Source organism: Vibrio sp. 1-1(7) (assembly GCF_013048485.1).
Taxonomy (GTDB): domain Bacteria; phylum Pseudomonadota; class Gammaproteobacteria; order Enterobacterales; family Vibrionaceae; genus Vibrio; species Vibrio fujianensis.
In genome coordinates this window covers 1717532-1740465 of record NZ_VHSP01000001.1, presented here as the reverse complement: position 1 = coordinate 1740465, position 22934 = coordinate 1717532, and the positions used below count along the sequence as shown (strand labels likewise).

Sequence of the window (22934 nt, the reverse complement as noted above, 5' to 3'; positions counted from 1 at the left end):
CAAAACTGAAAAAAGTGAGAATGGCCGGAAAAAATGGCCTCTGTCTATCGATTAGATGAAGAGAGAGAAGCACACTACGACAGAGCATTGGTACTGATAAGAAAGCGTGCTATTCTTACAAACTATTTCTAAATCGAAAGATGGTAAACGGAGCAAATAATGGCAACCCGTGGTGTGAACAAAGTTATCTTGATCGGCAACTTAGGTCAGGATCCAGAGGTTCGCTATATGCCGAGTGGGGATGCGATGGTCAACTTGACTGTAGCGACTTCAGAAACTTGGCGTGACAAAGCGACCGGCGAACAACGTGAAAAGACAGAATGGCATCGTGTCTCTGTGTTTGGTAAAACCGCTGAGTTTATTGGTGAGTATGCCAAAAAAGGTACTCAAGTTTATATTGATGGGCAACTACAAACCCGTAAATGGCAAGATCAGCAAGGCCAAGAAAGGTACACCACCGAAGTGGTTGTGCGATGGCCAGTCGGTGAAGCTCAGATCTTAGGGAACCGCGGCCAGCAAAGTGGTGCGTCAGCGCAAGGTGGCATGAATCAAGGTCAACAAAGCCAGTGGGGACAGCCACAACAACCAGCAGCCCATTCTCCTAAGCCGCAGCAACCAGCCGCTCCTCAAGCCGCTCAACCGCAATATAATGAGCCGCCAATGGATTTTGACGACGATATCCCATTCTAGGACTCTAATTTTGAAAAAAAGCCGCGAAATACGCGGCTTTTTTATATAGTGATAGTGTACGTTATGCTTTGATTTATATGCCTTGTCTCTATGCATCGAGTTGGTTGCTAGCCAGACTCAATGCTGTGTGAGCCTCGTTTTCTCAATCAGTGGGTGAAAAGGAACTTCAGCTTCATGCGCTATACCCCAACACTTAAATTGAGTACACGCTTGGTTGCTTTTGTTACGGTAATTGTAACCAGTGCCATGTTTATTCTTTTTTTAGGAGGAACACTCTCTTTTCAGAAATTAGGGCAAGAGTACTTGAATCATTACTTGCGTGGCATTGTTGACGTGGTGGATAAAGAACTTCAAGAACCGAATGCCATGGATTCAATGCAGGCTTGGATGCCTAAAATGTTACAAGCCTCGAATATTGTCGAAATGCAGCTCTCTTCCGAGGCTGGGATCGTATATCGTTTCAATGATTCATCATCTAAAATCGCCACGGAACGTTTATATCAAGCTGATTTTGTTTTAGCGCATCATCAAGGTTACCGTATCCATTTTAAAGCCGTCCCGCCTTACCTGAGCTATGACTATTCAATGAGTGCAATGGGGGCAATTTCATTGGCGGTCGCTTTGATTGTTTTTTGCTTAGTTCAAGGCATTAAGTGGCTTAAAGAACAACTGCTTGGTTCTGAACTGCTTGAAGAGCGGGGAAGAATGATTTTAGCGGGGCGAGTTGAGCAATATGCTAAAGGCGATCTCCGTGAATGGCCTTATACCGCCAGCGAAGCGATAGATCGTTTAATTGAAGAGTTACAAGATGCTCGTCAAGAGCGAAGCCGATTTGACAGTTTTATCCGTAGCCAAACCTTTCTGGATCAATTAACCGGAGCGGCGAACCGAGTGTTGTTTGATAGTAAGCTCGAGTCCGGCTTATTAGAAAGTGGCGCTTACGGCGGAGTGATTATGATTCGGATCGATGAACTCGATGCTGCGCGAGAAGAGGTGGGGCCACGAGTGGTTGATGATTTAGTCGTCGAAGTTGGCGAATGCATTACCAATATTATCGCTCGTTACCCTGATGTTATTTTATCGCGTTATTATGAGTCTGTTTTTGCGATATTTATGCCTCATCAAGGCTCAAAAGAAGTGGTCTATGTTGCGAGCCAATGCCTTAAATTCATCGAGAGGATCATTCCTCCATTTCCGATTGATCGTAATAATTGGGTTCATATCGGAGTGAGTATGTATCGAGAAGGAGAGCGAAGAGGTCGTATTATTGATGAAACTGAAACCGCTTTACGCAGTGCTCAGATGCAAGGCGGAAACGCTTGGAGTCGATTCAAAAAAGCCATTAAGGCCGATGATGAACGTGGCAGTGTCCGTTGGCGAACGTTATTTGATCAGTTATTACTTCCTGAGAAAATTAGCTTATTTCAACAAGCGTGTTATTTAATCACACCAGCAAATAAACTGGCCATAGTCCATCACGAGCTGTTTGCTCGAATCAATGATCCCGATAAAGGCTTGCTCAAGGCCTCTCGTTTTATTTCAGCGATAGAAACAGTAGGATACGAAGTGGCTTTTGATCGAGCCGTACTGGCTCGTGTTTTTGCGTTAATTCGGGATGAACGGCAAAGTGATCACTATTCGATTAACCTTCAAGTTGTTCCTTTTGCGAATAAGTTTTATTGGCGATGGTTTCGTAATGAATTGATGCAATTGCCCATCGCATTGCGAACAAGGCTCTCCTTTGAATTTGCTGAGGGGCGATTGGCTCAACATCTCGATTATATGCGCCCCGTCATGAAAATGATCGGTGGATTGGGATGTAAATTAGTGGTTGGCCAAGCGGGGCGCACCATTGTCGCCACACATTACATTAAGGATCTAAATATTGATTATCTTAAGCTTCATCGGAGTTTGATCAAAAATATCCATCAACGCCATGAAAATCAGCTATTTGTTCGTAGTCTGATTGGGGTATGTAGTGGCACTCCTACCCAAGTGATTGCGGTTGGGGTTGAACATGAAGCAGAGCGACAATGTTTGCTTTCTTTAGGGGTCAATGGTGTTCAAGGACGCTTATTTGACGTCGAGCAGCCTTTGTTAATCTCCTCACATTCAATCAAGCAACCTTCTGTTAAACCCGGTAAACGAAACCGATGGCGGACAAAATAATAGACATGAAAATTGATGTTCTGATAAAAAAAATCATCGGCAAAAAGAAGCAAAGTCACTCACTCTTTGCTGTCATTCAACCTGATGCGATTTATTTTTCATCTGCAGACACTTTGACAGTACCAGAATGCTATCCGCTGGCTGATCGTGATTGGTCACATGCTTTAATAAAGGCTTTAAAAGCGGCTGGCGTGCAAGGGGTGGTGATTGATCTGGTGTTACACTCCCAACTTTACCAAAGCTACCAAATTGATAAACCTAATATTGCGCGTGAAGAGTGGCCTGCCGCACTCCCCTTTTTAATCAAAGATTTGATTAATGAGAAACCCGCAGAAGTCGTTGCAGACGCTTATCCATTGAGTGGGACGAATAAAGTACAGGCCTACGTCATCAGCAAGAAAGTGATTCTTGAGATGGTTGAATTGCTGAAAACACAAGGTTGCCAATTGGGGCGAGTGTTACCAGAGCAAGAAGTGTGGGCAAGCAGTGGTGATACTTTAACGCAGTTTTTACTGCTGCAGCGTAATAAGGCAGGAAATTTTAAATTTGATGCTTTTGTCGATCAACGTTGCTATTTTCAGCGTACGTTACGCGGGGTTGTCGCGCCAATCACCGGCGTAGCCAGCTCAGGCCTTCAATTTGATAGCTTAGCATTGGAATTACAGCGTTCAATTGATTATTTATCTTCACAATTAAAAGGAATAGCGCTTCATCAGCTCAAAGTGTGCTGCGATGGCGAAGATCACGACGAGCTTGTTGCGGCACTGAATGAACGTTTGAATGTGAAAGTCAGCACGCTGTCGAAGGCGGTTCCTCAGCCGCTGTCTGGCACTATGTTGGCTCATTATGCTCAATTGGCTCCTCATGAGGCTTTAAATTTCTACCAAAGCCATTTAAAACCTAAGAAAGATTATTTTTCACTGATGACCGTTAGCTCGGTTTTGCTTGGTTTTATGGTTTGCATGTTAGCGATTGCGGCGGTTTATCATTATCAGGGGATAAAAATCGAGCAGCAAGTCATCTTAGCGGAGCAGCAATCAGCCGCGCTTTCTTTACAACTTAAACAGTTGAAAGAGCAAAAATCGCGACACCTACCGTCGCCATATAAACTGGCGGCAGCTGCGAGAATAAAAAAAGACATTGCGGCGCAACAGGCGTCATTAAATGCGATCAATCGCTTCGAGCATCTGCAAAGTGAAGGGTATTCGGGTGTGATGGAAGCACTGGCAAACCTCGCACGTAAGGATATTTCGTTAACGCAAATTGAGATTGATCAGCAACGTTTTGATATCCAAGGTTTGGCCCGTGATGCGAAAGCGATTCCACACTGGATCGAACAATTTCAACAAGAGTTACATTTAGTTGGCCGCAGTTTTGAGCGGTTAATAATAGGACGTGATGAGAACGATATTGTGACGTTTGAGCTAAAAACTAAGCAAGAGATGTAGAGATGAGAGTGCTTTGGAATAAATTAAATCAAGCCTTTAATCAGCGCTTGCCTCGTGAAAAATGGTTAATCAGTGGCTGCGGTTTAGTGGTGATCATCGTCTCATTGCAAACCTTTCTGATTGACCCGCTTTTGACACGTCATCAAATACAGTCGAATCGCCTAGCCAGTTTGCAGTCATCTAATCAAGGAATGCAATTGGCGGTACAGCAGTTACAGCATGAGTTAAGTAAGGATCCTGATGTAGACATCGAGATTGAGTTGACACAACTTAAAGCACAACATCAACAACTTTCAGCTCAACTCGATCAAGTGATGGAGAATTTAGTCTCGCCCTCTCAAATGGCAAAAGTTTTGCGTGAGGTATTAGAGAAGAGCCAGCAATTGAAATTGCTTCGCCTGACTTCTTTACCTGCCGAACCAATGGGTAAGCAACAGGATGAGTATCCAAGTCAGTATTTTATTCATCCTGTTAGAATGGAATTGACTGGCAGTTATTTTGCTATTTACGATTATCTTGCTGCTCTAGAAGGTTTGCCTGTTAACTATTATTGGCGGCGTTTTCACTATCAAGTGGTGCAATATCCTCAAGCAAAATTAATTTTGGAAATCTATACACTCAGTTCTCGTAAGGAGTTTATCGGTGGGTAAAATAATGCGGTTGACGATCTTGCTTTTACTGAGTCATCAAGTCATTGCGGCAGAGGACCCCACGGCTCCATTAGCTGGGCATAGAGCTTCAATGGCCGAGGTTCAGCAAGCGCCATTACCTGAATTGCAAAGTATCGTATGCCAAAAAGAGTGTTATGTTGTATTGAATAATCAGGTACTGTCGGTTGGCGAAAATATCCAAGGTTATCAGATAGCCAAAGTGACAGATTCCAGTGTGATTTTGATGCGTGGTAAACAGCGTTGGGAACTACAGTTGTTCTCGCTAGACATCAAAAATTAAGGTATGAGAGTGATGCATAAAATTATAATCGGTGTCGTAGTGACTAGCTTAGTGGGCTGTGCAATGGGCCATCGGGATCCTGTTGAAATAAAAGACTCACTGAATCAAGTATTGAATGAAACCAATAGCCGAATGATTGATCAATTGCCCGCTTCGGTTGAAGCTGATCTTATGCCCGATCTCAGTGAGCCGGTTCTTGATTCATCAGCCAATACGCAGCGTTTTCGTATTCAGGCCAATCAAGTGGAAGCGAAAGCCTTTTTTGCCAGTTTGGTGAAAAATAGTGAGTTTAGTGTCGCTATCCATCCTGACGTTGAAGGCGAGATCACGATCAATTTATCCGATGTAACTTTAGATGAAGCCTTGGATGTCGTACGTGATTTATATGGCTACGAAGTGGAAAAAATCGGTAAAATTATTCAAGTTTACCCGGTCGGGCTGAGAACCGTCTCTATTCCAGTTGATTACTTACAATTTAAACGTACAGGCCGCTCATTAACATCCATTAGCACCGGAACCATTACTAATACTGATAGCGGCTCTAACCGTACCAGCAGTAGTGGTATTAGCCGTTCAGAGACTAGCACTTCCATGCGTGGTGGAACAGAAATTGAAACCATCAACGAAAGTGATTTTTGGTCTCAGCTGCAGCAAGCGGTCGCTCGCTTAATTGGTTCTGATCGTGGACAAAGTGTCGTGGTTACACCCCAAGCTGGCATTTTAACCTTACGAGCTTATCCTGATGAAATTCGCGAAGTTCGACAATTTTTAGCTATTTCACATCAACGTATGCAGCGGCAAGTGATCTTGGAAGCCAAAATATTAGAAGTCACCTTAACGGATAGTTATCAGCAAGGCATTAATTGGTCAAACATGTCGTTTGGTAACGGCAAGGTGGTGCTTAATCGGATTGGAAGTAACACGTCAAGTTTACCCGGATTGGATGCGATTGGTTCACTGTTGGGTGGACAAACCAATATTACCATTTCAGATGGCAGCTTTGACTCCGTATTGAGCTTTATGGCTACTCAAGGGGATTTGAATGTCTTGTCTAGCCCTCGAGTCACCGCCGCGAATAACCAAAAAGCGGTGATAAAGGTAGGAACGGACGAATATTACGTGACGGATTTAACCAGTGTGGTCGGAAGTGGAGACAATTCGAATGCCTCGCCCGATGTCGCGTTAACACCTTTTTTCTCCGGTATCTCTTTAGATGTGACCCCACAAATTGATGATAAAGGTAACGTTTTATTGCATGTACACCCTTCTGTGATTGAAGTTGAGCAACAAACCAAAGATATTCAATTCGGTAGCGAGCTTTATTCATTACCACTTGCTCGTAGTTCGATTCGTGAGTCTGATTCAGTGATTCGGGCGCAGGACGGTGATGTGGTCGTCATTGGTGGATTAATGAAAACCAACACCAATAATCGGGTGTCCAAGGTTCCTTTTCTTGGCGATATTCCCGTGTTAGGGCATTTGTTCCGTAATACCACAGAGTTAACGCAAAAAACCGAGTTAGTGATTTTACTTAAGCCGACGGTGGTTGGGGTAAATACCTGGCAAAAAGAGCTGGAGCGTTCAAGAGATCTATTACAAGAGTGGTTTCCAGACGCAGAATAAGGTTTGAACTAAATCAGTTATGTACCTGACACATTATGGATTTGAGCAATTTCCATTTCATTTGACACCCGACACGGCGCTTTTCTTAGGGTTAGCACCGCACTATGAAGCGCTACAAACTGTGAATGCTGCGTTAGAAATGGGCGAGGGGATCATTAAAGTCACCGGTGAAGTCGGCACCGGAAAAACCATGGTGTGTCGTATGCTATTGACTCATTTAGCGGCGGATATTCACTGGATTTATCTGCCTAATCCAGCCTTGTCAGGTATTGAGTTGCGCCGCTCAGTGGCGACGGCGTTGAAGGTACCTTTGGTGAGCGATAGCGTATTGATCGATGCTATTCAATCTCGTTTAATCGAATGGTATGAGCAAGGAAAACGAGCGGTTGTGATTGTGGATGAGGCGCAAGCCTTGTCTGATGATGCTTTGGAAACCTTACGTCTATTTGGCAACTTAGAAACAGAGCAGCGTAAGTTATTACAAATGGTGTTATTAGGTCAGCCGGAATTAGATGAACGTTTAGCTCAACATCAGCTAAGGCAACTGCGGCAACGTATCACATTCAGTGCTCAACTCAGGCCGCTATCGCAGGCTGAAGCTTTAGCTTATATCGATAACCGGTTGCGAAAATCAGGTGTTGAAAAAGCATTGTTTAGTGTACAGCAGAAGAAAGCAGCGTGGAAAGCCAGCCAAGGAATCCCTCGCTTATTAAACCAAATTTGTCATAAGGCATTATTACTTACGTTTTATGCCAAGCAGTACGAAGTCTCCAATGTGCATTTGTATCATGCTATTCACGATACCTTCGACGCCTGTCAACCAAAATTCAAATGGCCTCTTTTGTGGGGATGGAGCAATCAATGAGTGTAATTAATCAGGCACTGTCACAATTAGTGTCAAAACAGAGTAAGACACTCGGTGACATTGAACGGGTCGAGCTACCCATGGCTAAAACTCGCCCTGCATGGATCTGGCTCGTTGGTGGTTTTGCTCTTAGCCTCGCCGTCGGAGGCTGGGCCGTCTCGCAGCAAGCGAGTGATGTCATGCCAAATGTGCTGATCGATTCATCGCTGGCATCACCCCAAATCGCCAATAACTTTTCTTCACCGACGCAACATGTTCCCTCTTTAGCGGTCGCGGTGTATCGCTTAGCGCCAACGCAAGAGGTGGCCGACCCTCCGGTGACGTCGCCTGAAATGACATTGGCCGCAGTAACAACGGCGACACCCAAGCCGGAACCCTTAACCGCCACCTCAGCGGTTGCTTTGCCAAGCAAGCCTGAGAAAAACATGTTGGTTGAGCAAGTAGAGCTGACACCTCAAGCATTATCAAACCAAGCATTAACACGTGCGAATAAGGCATTAGATAGTAATGACTTTAACGGTGCGGTAAAAGCATACAGTGAGGCATTGCGTTATACGCCAAGAAACGAGCAAGTTCGTCAGCAATTGGCTGCGCTTTATTACGGCAAAGGCGATGTAAGAAAAGCCTTTGAGTTGCTACAACGAGGGGTTGAGCTTGACTATGATGGCGAAACCTTGCGTATCGCATTGGCAAAATTATTAGTGAAAGAAGGCCAGAATGAAGCAGCATTATCGCCGTTAGATCATGTGCCTGATGGTGCTTCTGTTGAGTATCTTTCTTTGCGTGCAGCTTTGGCTCAGAAAAATAAATTGAATGATATTGCGTTAGATAGTTATCAACGCTTGACTGAAAAAGAAGCCACTAACGGTCGTTGGTGGTTGGGGCTGGCAATTCAGCAAGAGCGAGCGTTAAGGTATAACGAAGCTCAAGAATCTTATCAAATGGCGTTAAAGAACGTCGGGTTATCGACCCAATCTCACGCATTCATTCGTCAGCGTTTGCAATTACTCATGCAGCAAGAGGTGAGCCAAGGTGAAAATTGAGTTAAGAAAACGTCTTGGTGATCTTCTTATTGAAGAAGGTATCATCACAGAACAACAAGTTGAACAAGCATTGGTGGTTCAAAAACAGACCGGCAGCAAACTGGGTCGCACCTTGATTGAGTTAGGCTTTTTAACTGAACAGCAGATGTTAGCCTTTTTGTCTCATCAACTATCATTGCCTTTAATTGATTTGAATCGTGCCAACATTGATATTGATGCGGTCCAATTACTGCCCGAAGTGCATGCCCGTCGTTTGCGTGCTTTAGTGATTGGGCGTAACGAGGATATACTGCGCATTGTGATGAGTGATCCGGCGGATCTTTTTGCGCAAGAGTCCTTATTGACACAACTGCCAAACTATCAGTTTGAGTATGTTCTTGCGCCCGAAAAACAGTTGGTTGAAGCTTTTGATCGTTATTATCGACGGACGAAAGAGATCGCTTCATTTGCTGAGCAGTTGCAGGCCGAGCATCAAGACAGTGATGCATTTGATTACAATATTGCCGGTGATGAATCCGATGATATGACGGTGGTGAAACTGATCAACTCGCTGTTTGAAGATGCGATTCAAGTTGGGGCATCAGATATCCATATTGAACCGGATGCCAACCTCTTACGTATTCGCCAGCGTATTGATGGTGTATTGCATGAAACTTTGCTTAATGAAGTTAATATTGCTTCTGCATTAGTTCTTCGTTTGAAACTGATGGCGAACCTAGATATCTCTGAAAAACGCTTACCTCAAGATGGCCGCTTTAATATCCGTACAAAAGGTCAGTCGGTCGATATTCGTCTTTCCACGATGCCAGTTCAATATGGTGAATCGGTGGTCATGCGGTTACTGAATCAAACCAGTGGGATTCGAAAATTAGAAGAGTCTGGTATTCCCGTCGATTTACTGCAGCGACTGAGACGACAACTGAAACGACCTCATGGCATGATTTTGGTGACTGGGCCGACGGGGTCGGGTAAAACCACCACGCTTTATGGGGCGCTTTCTGAATTAAATGAAGCGGGCAAAAAAATTATTACCGCAGAAGATCCGGTCGAATATCGGATTGCTCGCTTAAACCAAGTTCAAGTTAACCCGAAAATTGGCCTCGATTTTTCAACCTTATTGCGTACTTTCTTACGCCAAGACCCAGATATTATTTTAGTCGGTGAAATCCGAGATCAAGAAACCGCTGAGATCGGGTTACGAGCCGCATTAACGGGCCATTTAGTGTTGAGTACCTTACACACTAATGATGCGGTTGATAGCGCTTTACGTTTGATTGATATGGGTGCGCCAGGGTATCTGGTTGCTAGTGCAGTACGTGCGGTGGTTGCCCAGCGCTTAATTCGTAAAGTTTGCCCAGATTGTAAAACAGACGATCCGCTAGATGAGGCCCGTCGACAATGGTTGGCGGAACGTTTTCCTAATCAAGTGTCCCAGCACTTTGTGCATGGGCGAGGTTGCCAAAGTTGTAACTTAACCGGATATCGAGGACGAATCGGTGTGTTTGAAATGCTGGAGCTTGAGCCGTCGATGATGGATGCTCTAAGAGCGAACGATACATCGGGCTTTGCTCATGCCGCTCGTTCATCACATCATTATAAACCGCTATTAGCCCGAGCAATGGAATTGGCAATTCAAGGGGTTGTCAGCATGGATGAAGTGATGGTTCTCGGTGAAGGGGATGCCTCCGGTATGGCTCAACCCATCTATTTATAAGCGATAGGAAGGATTATGCCACACTATCAATATCTAGGCCGAAATGCCGATGGCAGTAAAGCCTCAGGCAGTGTTGACGCCCCGAGTGAAGAAATGGCGGCGGAAGCTTTACTCAGCCAAGGGGTGATCCCAACCTCTATCGTGGCAAAAAAATCAGCGAACTCGACCAATATTGACTGGAAAGCCTGGTTAACGCCTGCCGTACCGCTGGAAATCTTAGTGATTTTTTGTCGGCAGATGTACAGTTTGACCAAGGCTGGAGTTCCATTATTGCGCTCTATGCGAGGCTTGACACAAAACTGCACCAATAAGCAGTTGCAACAGGCATTAGAAGAGGTGACCAGCGAGCTTACCAATGGGCGTGGGTTATCTGCCGCCATGCAAATGCATTCCCATGTTTTTAGTCCGCTGTTTGTCTCGATGATTAGCGTCGGAGAAAATACCGGCCGGTTAGATCAGGCTTTATTACAACTGGCAAACTACTATGAACAAGAGGTTGAGACACGCAAACGTATTAAGACGGCGATGCGTTATCCCACTTTTGTGATCAGTTTTATTACCATCGCCATGTTTATTTTAAATATTAAGGTTATTCCGCAATTTGCGACCATGTTCAGCCGTTTTGGGGTTGATTTGCCCCTACCCACACGCATATTAATTAATATGTCGAACTTTTTTGTCAATTATTGGTTAGCCATTATTGGCGGAATAGTTGGCGTGATTATCGCCTTTCGTGCTTGGGTGGCCACGCCGCAGGGGCGAGAAACATGGGATAAGTTTCGGTTACGAATACCGGTGGTCGGCGGCATTGTCAATCGGGCTCAGTTGGCTCGCTTCTCTCGAACCTTTTCTTTAATGCTTAAAGCTGGAGTGCCGTTGAACCAATCTTTGGCTCTTTCCGCTGAAGCGTTGGAAAATAAGTTTTTAGAATCACGTTTACTGAAAATGAAAGGCGAAATTGAAGCGGGCGGCAGCATTACCGCTACTGCGACCAATACCCAGATCTTCACGCCATTAGTGATGCAGATGATTGCCGTCGGAGAAGAAACTGGCCGAGTGGATGAGTTATTGCTCGAAGTGGCTGATTTTTATGACCGTGAAGTGGACTATGATTTAAAAACCCTCACGGCGCGAATTGAACCCATTTTACTGGTGATCGTTGCTGCGATGGTCTTGGTGTTGGCGTTAGGTATTTTCTTACCCATGTGGGGCATGCTTGATGCAATCAAAGGGTAGGGTAATTAAGCAAGCAAGATACATGATGTGGTTTTTGGTCATTGGCATCTTGTTGATCGGCTTATTACAAGCCTGGCCGCCAATACAAGCGGCGTTGGAGCGTACCGCACTAGAGCTTGCCAACCGTGAGATTATTGAGCGAGCGAATGATTATAAACAGCTATGGCTATTAGAAAATCAGCCATCCGATTTGCAATGGCAAGGGCAACGATTGACTTTTTCTGCGACAGGGTGGGTGTTACCAACACAAGTTGATGGCAAGCGGTGTACTCAGCTTTTAAACTGGTTGTACCCTAAACAACACATTTTGCAAAAAAAGTTGCAAGTGGAAGAGCAACCCATACCACAAGGGTATCAGTGTGAGCTATATTATACGCAAGCGCAATTTATAAAAATTACCTTACAGAACAACAGTTTTTCATCTACGGTTTCAAGTTTACAATAGAGCGAAGCTTTATCGCATAAAGGCGCGTTAAGCAAAGTGACAGATACAGGTTTTATGATGCTCTTTAAAGAAGGTGATTCATGAAGAAAAAATACGCTGGCTTTTCCTTAGTTGAATTAGTGATCGTCATTGTCGTGATCGGTCTATTAGCCGTGGCTGCTTTGCCCCGTTTTCTTGATGTGACCGACGAAGCAAAAAAAGCGAGTATTGAAGGGGTTGCCGGTGGCTTTGCAACGGGTGTGTTATCGGCTCGCGCCCAGTGGGAAGCCAAAGCCCGCCCCTCAATCTCGGCAGAGGGACAGACATACAACACAATTGATTATGATGGGGTTGAATTCTGGCTCACTCGCGCCAAAGACAGCAGTGGCGCAGACACAGGATTTCGTGATGGCTACCCGATAGCGATTAATGATGGCGGCGCGTTCCCAACTAGCCTTACCGATCAACAATGTGTCGCTTTAATGGAAAATTTACTGCAAAACCCACCGCAAGTTGCAGTGGTTGGCGGTGATAATAAGGCTAATCTGCGTTATACCGCTCAAGCGAATGGCTCAGATTGGACGTGCACTTATCTTCAGCAAGAAGGTAAGAGTGAACATCAATTTGTTTATGATCTAAAAACCGGCCGTGTCACGGTCACCTTAAATTAATCCGATGGATTTTGATATATAAAGAGAGAGTAGCAATGAAAAAACAAGGCGGTTTCACCCTAATCGAATTAGTGGTCGTGATTGTAATTTTAGGGATTTTGGCGGTCACGGCAGCACCACGGTTTATCAACTTACAAGATGATGCGCGAGATGCCACTCTGAAAGGTTTACAAGGTGCGATTCAAGGCGCATCCGGCATGGTATATGGTAAAGCTGCTATTAAGGGACTTGAATCAGCTGTATCGGGTTCAGTAAAGTCAGGTGCCGGTGAGGATGTAGACATCGTATATGGTTACCCAGCAGCAAGCAGTACAGCCATTGCGGCGATTGTGCAAGGTATCGGTGACGATGGTGATTTTAAATTTATAAAAGGACCCGTAGGTACACCACCTGCAGTGACCTTTGGGATTGAAAACTATACTACTCAGTGTGTTAAGTATACTCAGGCTGAAAATGCGACAACGCCAGCTAAAGTTGAAATTTCAAAAGAAGAAACTGATTGTAAAAAATAACTAAGCTATAGCTAGGCGAGCGATACTACCGTTCGCCTAGCTTATTGGTTTTATCTATCTCCCGGTGAGACAACGATGACCCCATCACCCCGTCGAACATTGGGCTTTACCTTAGTCGAGCTGATTGTGATTATTCTTTTGCTCGGTATTCTGTCTGCCTATGCGGTGAGCCGTTATTCGGGCACCAGCTCGCTTGCCGCGCTCACCAGCCAACAAGAAATTCTCGCCTCACTGCGCTTAACCCAAAACCGCGCCATGCAGCGCACCGGTTTCTGTAATCGCTGGGTTTTAACCGCTAATCAAGCCGGGCCTGTTTCTACTAATCAGTCGGTAGCCAATTGCGCGGAGCAGGGTTTTGAGCAGCAAGATGCTGGTTTTTTTGATGCCAAGCTCAGCAGGGTAAACTTAGCGATGGTGACTGAAACCGGGCAAACCTACCTTGATTTTGATTCCCTTGGTCGGGTTGCTCAATGTGGCACAGAAGTCTGTACGATTTCGATCTTTTCTGCCACCGATCAGCGCCAAGTGTGCATTAATACTGAGGGCTATATCTATGCCTGTGAAGCCCATTAAGCTAAGGCGTGCTTTGACGCGCGGTTTTACCCTGGTGGAAATGATCATTGTTATTACCCTTACCGCGATTGCCATTACTGGCTTGGCGGCAGCGCTGTATCCGCGTTCGCAGCAGAGCGCCGAGCAAGTGATTGCAGTCAAAGCCGCTGAGCTGGGCAGAGCGGTATTGGACGAAATTTTAGGTCGTCAGTTTGATCAGAATTCAGGCCCTAATGGCGGTTTGCCAGAATGTGTGATTGTGGCTACGACAGATAGGCAGTTATGTAGCGCACCGTCTCAACTGGGCGATGATGGTGAATCGATGACTACCGAATTTAACGATGTGGACGACTTTATTACCACTTCACCAAGACCGATTCAGGATGTGCTTGGTCAGACTCTTGATAGCAGTTATCGCAATTTTAAAGTCGCGATTAATGTTTTCTATGAGCAGGATAATAGCGGTCAGTTTACTGGCATTAATACCAATCAGCTCACCGATTATAAACGCATCGAGGTGGTGATTATTGATTCACAAGGCAACCGCTACCCGTTTGCTGCGATTAAGGGGAACTACTGATGCAACGTGGTTTTACCTTAATCGAGATGGTGATGGCGATTATTTTACTTGGCATTGTCGGCCTGTTTCTCGGTAATATTGCTGGTCAAGCCATGGGTATTTACGCCACCAGCACATCTCGTGAAGCGCTGATTCAGCAAGGCCAATTTATGACTGAGCGCTTAAGCCGTGAAATTCGCCAAGCGGTACCCAATAGCGTCATCGTCGAAAATGACTGCATTGAGTTTTTGCCGATCATTAATAGCGGGGTTTATAGTCAATTGCCTCATCAGGCAAGCGGCATAAAAATGTTGCCACTACTTCGGTCAACTCAAGATAACTTGATGCTAGAAGCGGGAGATCGAATTGTTGTTTACCCGACAAATCCAATGATGTTACGTCAATCACTTGATCCAGTCGGCCCTCATCAGCAGGTTGCCGAGTTAACCGATAAGGTGACTTTTTCTGAGGCGAATGCTCACCATGAAGTTGAACTTGATTTCACTCGTCTAACGAGCTTTGAACTGCAATCGCCAGCTCGACGCGTCTATGTCTATCGAGAACCGGTTGCGTACTGCTATCTCAAGGCTGAAAAAAAAATCTACCGTTATCAAGGTTACCCATTAACGCTCAATCAACTTCCCCCACAGCAACCCAATGCCAAGGTATTGATGGCAGAAAAGATTAGCAAAGCTAATTTCGTCGAAGCAGAGCCAGTTTTGCAACGCAACGGTTTAATTAAAATGGAACTAACCTTTGAAGATCGCGGTGAACAGGTGAGGTTTGATCACAATGCACTTATCTATAATGCGCCGTAGCCAGCAAGGCAGCGGCTTGGTGATGGTTATTTTTATTATCGTCGTGGTCGGCTTTGTTGCCGCGGTTGCCAATCGTAATCAGCAGCGCAATAGCCAGCAGTTGGTGTCGATGGTGATGGGTACTCGTGCCGAAATGGCCGCCCGATCGGCGGCGGAGATCGCCATTAGCCGCTATTATCAAGAAAATAATCAACAAAGTAGTTGTCGCGTTGCTCAGTCAAATGCTCAGCTTTCAACACCGGATTATACCCCTGTTACAAGTAACATTGAGTTTCAAGGGGATGGCTTAGCGCAATGTGCGGCGCAAGTTAGCTGTGAATATATCGGTGTATTAGATAATCAGCAAACGGTGCTGCAAATTACCAGCATCGGACAATGCAGCAGTGGCGACTGGCCATGGCAACGGACAATTCAAGTGGGGGTGCGGGGTGAATAAATCGTTAGGTCTACTTCTATTAACGTTGGCTGTTCTGTTATCGTCTTTTAAGGCCGCTGCTCAGCAATATAATTTATCGAATGGGCAGTATCCACCATGTAATACTACATGGCAGGCGAACGGAAATATCTACACCTGCTCTGGAAATGGGAAAGTTACACTGAGTAGTGGTGATATTATTATTGCTAATACTGAGTCGACGATTGTTGCTGATAATGGTTTCGAACTGCGTGGAAATGTTATTGGTAGTCAAGCAAATAAAATTAATCTACAAGCTAACAATGGACAGATTCAAACCTTTACAGCACAAACGACGATCATATATGGAAACATCACTGCTACTAGCTCTAATATTAACCTGAGTTATCTATCCTTGCATGGTAACATCATCTCTGGTGGGGTGATTACCATTCAAGAAGGAAGTGTGGGTGGCGATGTCCGTTCCAATAATCATGGTATTAGACTTGAAAACAGCAATGTTCAAGGTGCGGTATTCGCGAATGGCAATATTATAATTGATGGCTCGTCTGTTAGTGGAAGTGTTGAGACGCCAAATAACGCTTTGACGATTACCGATTCCACCATTACGGGCAGTTTAACCGCCAATGGTGATATTATGGTGACGAGATCAAAAGTGTCTGGAAATATTACAACCCCAAATAATGCTATAACAGTATCAGACTCTGATATAGTCGGTAGTTTAACTGCTAACGGAAATATAAACGTCACGAATTCTGAATTAAAAGGAGATGTTACGACATCAAATAATGGTATTAATATTACCGAAACCAATGTTATTGGCGATCTTTCTGCTAACGCTGATATTATTACGGACAAAAGTTTTATAACAGGAAATATTACTAGTACTAATAACCAAGTAACCTTAAATAATCAATCTTATATATTGGGAAATGTTACTGCAGGACAACCTGATTGGGGAACGGTTAATGTAAATGGAGGCAGCACTGTTACTGGAGTTTGTCAATATAGAACAGTACCTGATAATGCTTGTGGTATCACGCCAGCTCTGAAGTGTTTTAATGATGATTTTAATCACTCAGATTTAACTCAAAATTGGGTTACGTTTAAGAGTAGTGGTAACTTTACACCGAGAATAGTTAGTGACCGCTTGCGTCTTACCGAGGCTATTGGAAACCAAGCGACAGCAGTCACTTATCAACGCATTTTTCCTGCCGCGGGAAACATAGTTCAAGTTGAATTTGAACATTATGCTTGGGCTAATATGTTAGGGGTTGGTGGCGATGGTATGGCAATTATTTTTTCCGATGCATCTGTTACTCCCAAAACAGGAGGATATGGTGGGTCATTGGGTTATGCTCCTCTAATAGAAATGTCAGTTCCAGTAAATAAACCGGGCTTTGCTGGTGGTTGGCTCGGGATTGGTATTGATGAGTATGGTAATTTTTCTAATTTTAATGAAGGGCGTAATGGTGGTGTAGGTTTTCGCTCTCAATCTGTTGCTGTAAGAGGTTCTCAGGCGAGTAATTACCTTTATCTAGCAGGCACACAAGCTAACTTAAGCCCTCCAATAGATGTAAGAGCGTATTGTACTAGAAGTTTCTTGGGGAGATGTACTCAAACAGCTTTTGATGGCGAAGGTCCAAAGCATAAATATTTAATTACCATTGATTCCAGGAATCCTAGTAATGTTACGTTGAAAGTGGAAAGAAAATACAACTCGATATTAGAACCAGAAACATTAATTTATCGAGAACACTTAACTGCTATAAACAACATGGAGACGCCTGAAGATTTGTTCTTGTCGATCACAGCTTCAACTGGTGGTTCAGTAAACCATCATGAAATCGATAATTTCCGTGTTTGTGCGTTAAAATCTCGTGAGGTTGGTGAACAGGTCGATCATTTTCGTTTTACTTTACCATCGTCAGATGCGCTAACTTGTAATGCCGCTGATGTACAAATACAAGCCTGTGCAAATAGCAGTTGTAGCGAGCTTTACCAGCAGCCAGTCAGTGTTAATTTAAGTCCTAATGCATCTCCTTCTGCTAGTGGGGGATGGGTTAATGGCCCGCATATTAACTTTTCGAATGGCATCGCCAATCTAAAACTAAGGCGCAATACTCCAGGAAGTGTGACTGTAGGTGTACAAAATTCCACTCCTACTGCGAAACCTTTTGCTACCAACTTATGCAGATATGGCACTGGTGACTATTCAGCACAAAACTGTTCATTAGTTTTTTCTGATAGCGGTTTCATTATCGATGTCCCCCATGCTTATGCCAATCAATTAGTCACTGGAACTATCACTGCATTAAGTAAAGGAGATAATCCTGAACAATGTATCCCAAGTTTTGCTGGTGTAGACAAAGATGTTTCATTATGGAGTGAATATCTTACCCCTTCGGGAGGACCAAGTTTTTTAGCAATGAATGTTGTCGTGGATGATTCAGCGATTAGCAATAATAGCGCAGCCCCGAGTCATCGTAGCCTGTATTTTGATGAAAATGGTCAAGCGGAATTTGAACTTACCTATCGCGAAGCGGGGAGCTTAGCTTTGCACGCCCGTTTTAATGGCAGTGGCGATGAGCAAGACTTACAATTGACTGGACAAGCGAATTTTATTCGGGTGCCAAGAGCATTGGTGCTTAGAACCGATAGTCGATTCGATATGCCTCCAGTAGACGGTGCATGTGAGACTTTAGATCCTATTACTGAGTGTGCCCCATTTGCTAAATCAGGAGAGGCATTTGATCTCTATATCAAAGCGGTAGCGGCTGAACCGAATGAAGATAATGACTTTACCAATAATTTGGGGTTAACCAATTATCAGCAACAGTCGATTATTCTCAATCATACACTGGTTGAACCTTCCAATGGTTCTGCTGGTTCTATTGGTACGCTAAATTACGATCATGAGCTGGGAGAGGTTACAACCGTTCAACAGAGTGTGAGTGAAGTCGGGGTGTTTGATTTTTCATTAGTGCCACCCACTTCTTATCTTGGCCTTGATTTAGCTGAGGCTAATTTGCCGATCTCGGTCGCCTCAACGGGGGCTATTGGCCGTTTTACTCCCTATTATTTACACCTAGAGGGTAATACCCCTAGTTTTTCTCAAGCATGTAATACTTTCACTTATTTAGGGCAGGCAATGAAATTTGATCGGTTACCTGAAATTTCGGTAGCAGGACGATTTTACGATGAATTGGGTACTAATGGTGAAGGTGAGACGGAGAATTATAAGATTGGTAGCTGGTGGCGATACAGTAATCCTTGGCTCTATCGAAATTTTTCAGCGCAAAGTTCAGGTTTTAATATCACTGATACTGAAACACCGGGATTATTAAATCCGCAAGAGGGATTTGCTTGGCCGGGAAGTGTGGTGATTGATATAAGCGACTTTATTGCTCGGCTTGAAAATGCTCAAATTCGCTATGACAAACCTTACGCTCCGGTAGAGCCTATCGCTGAGGGAGTGATTTTACAGCTCTCGATTGATGATACGAAAGATTTAGACGGTGTGTGTTATCAAACCAGCGCTGGTTCGGGATGTATTGGCTATGATTTTCCGTCTTCAGAGAGTCAGAATCAGCGTTGGGGACGCTTGCTAATCCACGACACTTATGGTCCAGAAACCACTCCGCTTTCGCAAAAAGTGGAAGCGCAGTATTTTAGCGGTGAGCGCTTTCTCACCAACAGCGATGATAGCTGCAGTGATCTAGGGTCGGTTAATCATTTTGATTTCGATCCGACCGACTTTACCGTGCTCAAAAGTGGCACGGCAACTCCGCCCGAAGTGAAAGCGACACTGGCTCCTTCGCTGCTCAGTGCGGGGTTTGCGAATATTAACTTCAGTGCGCCGGGGGCAGAGAACACAGGAACCATCGTGAGTAGTTATGATCTTTCTACTTTGCTGCCTTGGCTGAGTGTGGATGAAGATGGCAACAACAGCTTTGAAGAGAGTGTCTCTGGCCAAGTGCAATTTGGCTTGTACCGTGGCAATGACCGAGTCATTTGGTGGCGGGAGCTAAATTAGCAAAGAGATGTCTGTTCATTTATTCCGATTTCACTGTTTAAGTTAGGAATCTGTTAGATATTCTGGGTTTTCCTTCATATTTATGGATCAACGCCTTGCTGTGATTGCAAGGCGTTGGTACATTTAGTGCAATTTTCATTTTATTCATCTTGCAGGACGAACGAAGATTATGTTTAAGAAACTTCGTGGCATGTTTTCCAATGACCTATCAATAGATTTAGGTACAGCCAACACACTTATTTATGTAAAAGGACAAGGGATTGTTCTTGATGAACCTTCTGTCGTTGCGATTCGCCAAGACAAAGGCCGCGGTGGTAAAACGGTCGCCGCAGTTGGACATGCGGCAAAGCAAATGCTGGGTCGTACGCCAGGTAATATTTCAGCTATTCGTCCCATGAAAGATGGTGTAATTGCTGATTTCTATGTCACCGAGAAAATGCTGCAGCATTTTATTCGCCAAGTGCATGACAACAGCGTACTAAAACCCAGCCCACGCGTATTAGTGTGCGTGCCTTGTGGTTCAACGCAAGTTGAACGTCGTGCCATTCGTGAATCAGCCCTCGGCGCTGGCGCGCGTGAAGTTTATCTAATTGACGAGCCGATGGCCGCCGCGATTGGTGCAGGTTTACGTGTTTCTGAGCCAACCGGTTCGATGGTGATCGATATCGGTGGTGGGACCACTGAAGTTGCGGTTATCTCACTCAATGGGGTGGTTTATTCTTCTTCCGTACGTATCGGTGGTGATCGTTTTGATGAAGCGATCATTAACTATGTGCGTCGTAACTACGGCAGTTTGATCGGTGAAGCCACCGCTGAAAAGATCAAGCATGAGATAGGTTCAGCTTATCCGGGTGATCAAGTCTTAGAAATAGAAGTTCGCGGTCGAAACTTAGCAGAAGGGGTTCCGCGCAGCTTTACTCTTAATTCCAATGAAATTCTCGAAGCGCTGCAAGAACCATTAAGTGGCATTGTTTCTGCGGTGATGGTGGCGTTAGAGCAGTGTCCACCAGAGCTAGCGTCGGATATCTCAGAAAATGGCATGGTGCTGACCGGCGGTGGCGCTTTATTAAAAGAGCTGGATCGTCTATTAACCGAAGAAACGGGAATCCCAGTGGTGATTGCTGAAGATCCGCTGACTTGTGTTGCCCGTGGTGGCGGTAAAGCTTTAGAAATGATCGATATGCATGGTGGCGATCTGTTCAGCGACGAATAATGGCTTTTTGGCAGGATCACTATGCCAGAATACAAATCTAGGATTGTTTAAGATGAAGCCAATATTTGGTCGAGGGCCTTCTCTTCAGCTACGTCTATTTTTTGCGATCATCGTATCAGCCAGCCTCATGCTGGCTGATAGTCGTTTAGATGTATTTTCTCAAGTTCGTTTTCTACTCAATAGCATGGTCGCTCCAATTCAATATGCCGCCGACTTGCCACGCAGTATGTTCGATGGTTTTTATGAACGATTTAGTTCTCGACAACAGTTGATGGACTCTAATCGCAGTCTAAAACGAGAAGTGTTAGCACTAAAAAGCGATTTGATCTTACTGGATCAATATCGGGAAGAAAATCAACGGTTACGTAAGCTGCTTGGTTCGTCTTTTGTGCGAGATGAGAAAAAAGTCGTGGCTGAAGTTATGGGGGTCGATACCTCGCCTTATCGACACCAAGTGGTGATCGATAAAGGGCGATTGGATGGTGTTTATGAAGGTCAACCGGTGATTAATGAGAAAGGGATCGTCGGTCAGGTGACTTTCGTGGCGGCACATAATAGTCGGGTATTATTATTAGTCGATCCCAACAGTGCTATACCCGTACAAAATATTCGTAATGATATTCGGGTGGTTGCCTCTGGTAATGGACAAACCGATGAAATCCAGTTAGAGCATATCGCAACCAGCACCGATATGGAGGTGGGAGATATGTTGGTGACTTCTGGCCTTGGTGGTGTTTACCCAGAAGGATACCCTGTTGCTTATCTTTCGCACGTTGATAAAGACACCCGACGTGAATTCGCTTCAATAAAAGCGTCACCCGTGGTGGATTTTAATCGTCTGCGCTACTTGCTATTAATTTGGCCAAATGAAGATCGCCAACAAAAAGTATTACAAGCGAATCCGGAGCAAATGACCAAGGAGAGCGATAATGGCGCACAATGATTGGACCAGTCGTAGCGTTATTTGGGGATCTTTTTTACTGGCGTTAGTGGTGCAAACCATTCCTTGGCCTGGGACGCTTGACCTATTGCGTCCTTCATGGCTGTTACTGGTGACTTGCTATTGGGTGATGGCTTTGCCACATCGCGTGAATGTTGGTACTGCTTTCACTCTTGGATTGTTTTGGGACTTACTGCTTGGTTCAACTCTGGGTATTCGCGGTATGATGATGTCGATCATCATTTATCTTGTCGCGATGAACTTTCTGGTCTTGCGTAATATGGCGTTATGGCAGCAAGCGATCATTATTGCGTTATTAGCCATGGGGTTGGAAGTTTTGATTTTTTTTGGCGAATATCTCATTCAAGATGTGGCTTTTAATCCTCTCTCTCTTTGGAGTGGCGTGATTAGCTGTATACTTTGGCCATGGATGTTTTTACTGCTGCGTCGAGTTCGACGCCATTGGCATATAAAATGAGTGAGAAAAAATTAGTATTGGCGTCCGGCTCACCGAGACGCCGTGAGTTGCTCACCCAATTGGGTTACTCCTTCGATATTGTCGTTCCGAACGTAGAGGAATCACGCCAAGTAGGGGAAACTCCCCGAGCATATGTTGAACGTTTGTCGCAAGACAAAGCCTATGCAGGTCTGACATTAGCGGGGGCTAACGCTATCGTTATCGGCTCAGATACCATTGTTGTGCTTGATGATCAGGTGTTGGAAAAACCCAGTAATTTTATTGATGCCCATCGTATGTTGCAGCAGTTATCTCAGGCTCGCCATCAAGTCATGACGGCGGTAACGGTGGCGACGATGGCGCGTCATCGTACTGTGGTTGTCACGACGGATGTTTGGTTTAAGCCGCTATCTGAACACGACATTGAACAATATTGGCAAAGTGGTGAGCCATGCGATAAAGCTGGCAGTTATGCTATTCAGGGATTGGGTGGAAAGTTTGTAACTAGGATTGAAGGTAGCTATTACGCGGTCGTTGGGTTACCGCTATATGAAACTGACCAGCTCTTGCACGAATTTTTATAATTTTAATCATTGAG

22 protein-coding genes are annotated in these 22934 nt (G+C 44.7%); all 22 read left to right on the top strand.

Translation table 11 applies throughout. The annotated features are described in order from the left end of the window. Positions 1 to 159 precede the first annotated feature (159 nt). The 22 genes from FKN05_RS08000 (at position 160) to FKN05_RS07895 (ending at position 22920) form a co-directional block, all read left to right on the top strand. The gene (locus FKN05_RS08000; protein WP_170887207.1) at positions 160 to 690 is read left to right on the top strand and encodes a single-stranded DNA-binding protein; all 531 of its coding nucleotides are present in this window, start codon (positions 160 to 162) and stop codon (positions 688 to 690) included. Between the two features lie 174 nt (positions 691 to 864). Further along, positions 865 to 2859, top strand: coding sequence for an RNase E specificity factor CsrD (gene csrD, locus FKN05_RS07995; protein ID WP_170887206.1), 1995 nt, complete (start codon positions 865 to 867; stop codon positions 2857 to 2859). Between the two features lie 5 nt (positions 2860 to 2864). After that, positions 2865 to 4307, top strand: a complete 1443-nt coding sequence (locus FKN05_RS07990; RefSeq protein WP_170887259.1) for an MSHA biogenesis protein MshI — start codon at positions 2865 to 2867, stop codon at positions 4305 to 4307. Positions 4308 to 4309: 2 nt separating this feature from the next. After that, the gene (locus FKN05_RS07985) at positions 4310 to 4957 is read left to right on the top strand and encodes a type II secretion system protein GspM (RefSeq protein ID WP_099611677.1); all 648 of its coding nucleotides are present in this window, start codon (positions 4310 to 4312) and stop codon (positions 4955 to 4957) included. Beyond that, positions 4950 to 5258, top strand: a complete 309-nt coding sequence (locus tag FKN05_RS07980) for an MSHA biogenesis protein MshK (protein WP_337247007.1) — start codon at positions 4950 to 4952, stop codon at positions 5256 to 5258. The genes FKN05_RS07985 and FKN05_RS07980 overlap by 8 nt, the downstream gene beginning before the upstream one ends. Before the next feature lie 12 nt (positions 5259 to 5270). Further along, positions 5271 to 6881, top strand: coding sequence for a pilus (MSHA type) biogenesis protein MshL (gene mshL / locus FKN05_RS07975; protein WP_170887205.1), 1611 nt, complete (start codon positions 5271 to 5273; stop codon positions 6879 to 6881). Between the two features lie 19 nt (positions 6882 to 6900). Next, a complete protein-coding gene (locus FKN05_RS07970; RefSeq protein ID WP_161428223.1) occupies positions 6901 to 7746 on the top strand; it encodes an ExeA family protein in 846 nt (281 codons plus the stop codon). After that, positions 7743 to 8789, top strand: a complete 1047-nt coding sequence (locus tag FKN05_RS07965) for a tetratricopeptide repeat protein (RefSeq protein WP_099611680.1) — start codon at positions 7743 to 7745, stop codon at positions 8787 to 8789. The genes FKN05_RS07970 and FKN05_RS07965 overlap by 4 nt, the downstream gene beginning before the upstream one ends. Further along, positions 8779 to 10503 (top strand): GspE/PulE family protein, encoded by a 1725-nt coding sequence (locus tag FKN05_RS07960; RefSeq protein ID WP_099611681.1) that lies wholly within the window; start codon positions 8779 to 8781, stop codon positions 10501 to 10503. The genes FKN05_RS07965 and FKN05_RS07960 overlap by 11 nt, the downstream gene beginning before the upstream one ends. 15 nt (positions 10504 to 10518) lie before the next feature. Further along, entirely contained in the window at positions 10519 to 11739 is a 1221-nt protein-coding gene (locus FKN05_RS07955) for a type II secretion system F family protein (RefSeq protein ID WP_170887204.1), read from the top strand. A gap of 22 nt (positions 11740 to 11761) precedes the next feature. After that, on the top strand, positions 11762 to 12184 hold the full coding sequence (locus FKN05_RS07950) for an MSHA biogenesis protein MshF (RefSeq protein WP_157928698.1): 423 nt from the start codon (positions 11762 to 11764) through the stop codon (positions 12182 to 12184). An 80-nt stretch (positions 12185 to 12264) separates the two neighbouring features. Next, the gene (locus tag FKN05_RS07945) at positions 12265 to 12834 is read left to right on the top strand and encodes a prepilin-type N-terminal cleavage/methylation domain-containing protein (protein WP_161428220.1); all 570 of its coding nucleotides are present in this window, start codon (positions 12265 to 12267) and stop codon (positions 12832 to 12834) included. Between the two features lie 35 nt (positions 12835 to 12869). Next, positions 12870 to 13346: a type II secretion system protein gene (locus tag FKN05_RS07940; protein ID WP_170887203.1), complete on the top strand. Its 477-nt coding sequence runs from the start codon at positions 12870 to 12872 to the stop codon at positions 13344 to 13346. A 75-nt stretch (positions 13347 to 13421) separates the two neighbouring features. Further along, on the top strand, positions 13422 to 13919 hold the full coding sequence (locus FKN05_RS07935; protein WP_170887202.1) for a prepilin-type N-terminal cleavage/methylation domain-containing protein: 498 nt from the start codon (positions 13422 to 13424) through the stop codon (positions 13917 to 13919). Continuing rightward, a complete protein-coding gene (locus FKN05_RS07930) occupies positions 13900 to 14478 on the top strand; it encodes a type IV pilus modification PilV family protein (protein WP_170887201.1) in 579 nt (192 codons plus the stop codon). Before FKN05_RS07935 ends, FKN05_RS07930 begins: the two co-directional genes overlap by 20 nt. Next, complete coding sequence (locus FKN05_RS07925; RefSeq protein WP_170887200.1) at positions 14478 to 15275, top strand: PilW family protein; 798 nt, start codon at positions 14478 to 14480, stop codon at positions 15273 to 15275. The genes FKN05_RS07930 and FKN05_RS07925 overlap by 1 nt, the downstream gene beginning before the upstream one ends. Then, the gene (locus FKN05_RS07920; protein WP_170887199.1) at positions 15250 to 15711 is read left to right on the top strand and encodes an MSHA biogenesis protein MshP; all 462 of its coding nucleotides are present in this window, start codon (positions 15250 to 15252) and stop codon (positions 15709 to 15711) included. Before FKN05_RS07925 ends, FKN05_RS07920 begins: the two co-directional genes overlap by 26 nt. Beyond that, on the top strand, positions 15704 to 19726 hold the full coding sequence (locus FKN05_RS07915; RefSeq protein WP_170887198.1) for a DUF6701 domain-containing protein: 4023 nt from the start codon (positions 15704 to 15706) through the stop codon (positions 19724 to 19726). Before FKN05_RS07920 ends, FKN05_RS07915 begins: the two co-directional genes overlap by 8 nt. Before the next feature lie 169 nt (positions 19727 to 19895). Next, positions 19896 to 20939, top strand: coding sequence for a rod shape-determining protein (locus FKN05_RS07910; protein ID WP_099611689.1), 1044 nt, complete (start codon positions 19896 to 19898; stop codon positions 20937 to 20939). A gap of 52 nt (positions 20940 to 20991) precedes the next feature. Further along, a complete protein-coding gene (gene mreC, locus FKN05_RS07905; protein ID WP_170887197.1) occupies positions 20992 to 21882 on the top strand; it encodes a rod shape-determining protein MreC in 891 nt (296 codons plus the stop codon). Further along, positions 21869 to 22357, top strand: coding sequence for a rod shape-determining protein MreD (mreD, locus tag FKN05_RS07900; RefSeq protein WP_099611691.1), 489 nt, complete (start codon positions 21869 to 21871; stop codon positions 22355 to 22357). Before mreC ends, mreD begins: the two co-directional genes overlap by 14 nt. Next, positions 22354 to 22920: a Maf family protein gene (locus tag FKN05_RS07895; RefSeq protein WP_099611692.1), complete on the top strand. Its 567-nt coding sequence runs from the start codon at positions 22354 to 22356 to the stop codon at positions 22918 to 22920. The genes mreD and FKN05_RS07895 overlap by 4 nt, the downstream gene beginning before the upstream one ends. The last annotated feature ends 14 nt before the right edge of the window (positions 22921 to 22934 follow it).

Bases quoted from the DNA above. Each gene is read 5' to 3' on its own strand.
- FKN05_RS08000 (WP_170887207.1), top strand. From the start codon at position 160: ATGGCAACCCGTGGTGTGAACAAAGTTATCTTGATCGGCAACTTAGGT.
- csrD (WP_170887206.1), top strand. From the start codon at position 865: ATGCGCTATACCCCAACACTTAAATTGAGTACACGCTTGGTTGCTTTT.
- FKN05_RS07990 (WP_170887259.1), top strand. From the start codon at position 2,865: ATGAAAATTGATGTTCTGATAAAAAAAATCATCGGCAAAAAGAAGCAA.
- FKN05_RS07985 (WP_099611677.1), top strand. From the start codon at position 4,310: ATGAGAGTGCTTTGGAATAAATTAAATCAAGCCTTTAATCAGCGCTTG.
- mshL (WP_170887205.1), top strand. From the start codon at position 5,271: ATGCATAAAATTATAATCGGTGTCGTAGTGACTAGCTTAGTGGGCTGT.
- FKN05_RS07970 (WP_161428223.1), top strand. From the start codon at position 6,901: ATGTACCTGACACATTATGGATTTGAGCAATTTCCATTTCATTTGACA.
- FKN05_RS07965 (WP_099611680.1), top strand. From the start codon at position 7,743: ATGAGTGTAATTAATCAGGCACTGTCACAATTAGTGTCAAAACAGAGT.
- FKN05_RS07955 (WP_170887204.1), top strand. From the start codon at position 10,519: ATGCCACACTATCAATATCTAGGCCGAAATGCCGATGGCAGTAAAGCC.
- FKN05_RS07950 (WP_157928698.1), top strand. From the start codon at position 11,762: ATGATGTGGTTTTTGGTCATTGGCATCTTGTTGATCGGCTTATTACAA.
- FKN05_RS07945 (WP_161428220.1), top strand. From the start codon at position 12,265: ATGAAGAAAAAATACGCTGGCTTTTCCTTAGTTGAATTAGTGATCGTC.
- FKN05_RS07940 (WP_170887203.1), top strand. From the start codon at position 12,870: ATGAAAAAACAAGGCGGTTTCACCCTAATCGAATTAGTGGTCGTGATT.
- FKN05_RS07935 (WP_170887202.1), top strand. From the start codon at position 13,422: ATGACCCCATCACCCCGTCGAACATTGGGCTTTACCTTAGTCGAGCTG.
- FKN05_RS07930 (WP_170887201.1), top strand. From the start codon at position 13,900: ATGCCTGTGAAGCCCATTAAGCTAAGGCGTGCTTTGACGCGCGGTTTT.
- FKN05_RS07925 (WP_170887200.1), top strand. From the start codon at position 14,478: ATGCAACGTGGTTTTACCTTAATCGAGATGGTGATGGCGATTATTTTA.
- FKN05_RS07920 (WP_170887199.1), top strand. From the start codon at position 15,250: ATGCACTTATCTATAATGCGCCGTAGCCAGCAAGGCAGCGGCTTGGTG.
- FKN05_RS07910 (WP_099611689.1), top strand. From the start codon at position 19,896: ATGTTTAAGAAACTTCGTGGCATGTTTTCCAATGACCTATCAATAGAT.
- mreC (WP_170887197.1), top strand. From the start codon at position 20,992: ATGAAGCCAATATTTGGTCGAGGGCCTTCTCTTCAGCTACGTCTATTT.
- mreD (WP_099611691.1), top strand. From the start codon at position 21,869: ATGGCGCACAATGATTGGACCAGTCGTAGCGTTATTTGGGGATCTTTT.
- FKN05_RS07895 (WP_099611692.1), top strand. From the start codon at position 22,354: ATGAGTGAGAAAAAATTAGTATTGGCGTCCGGCTCACCGAGACGCCGT.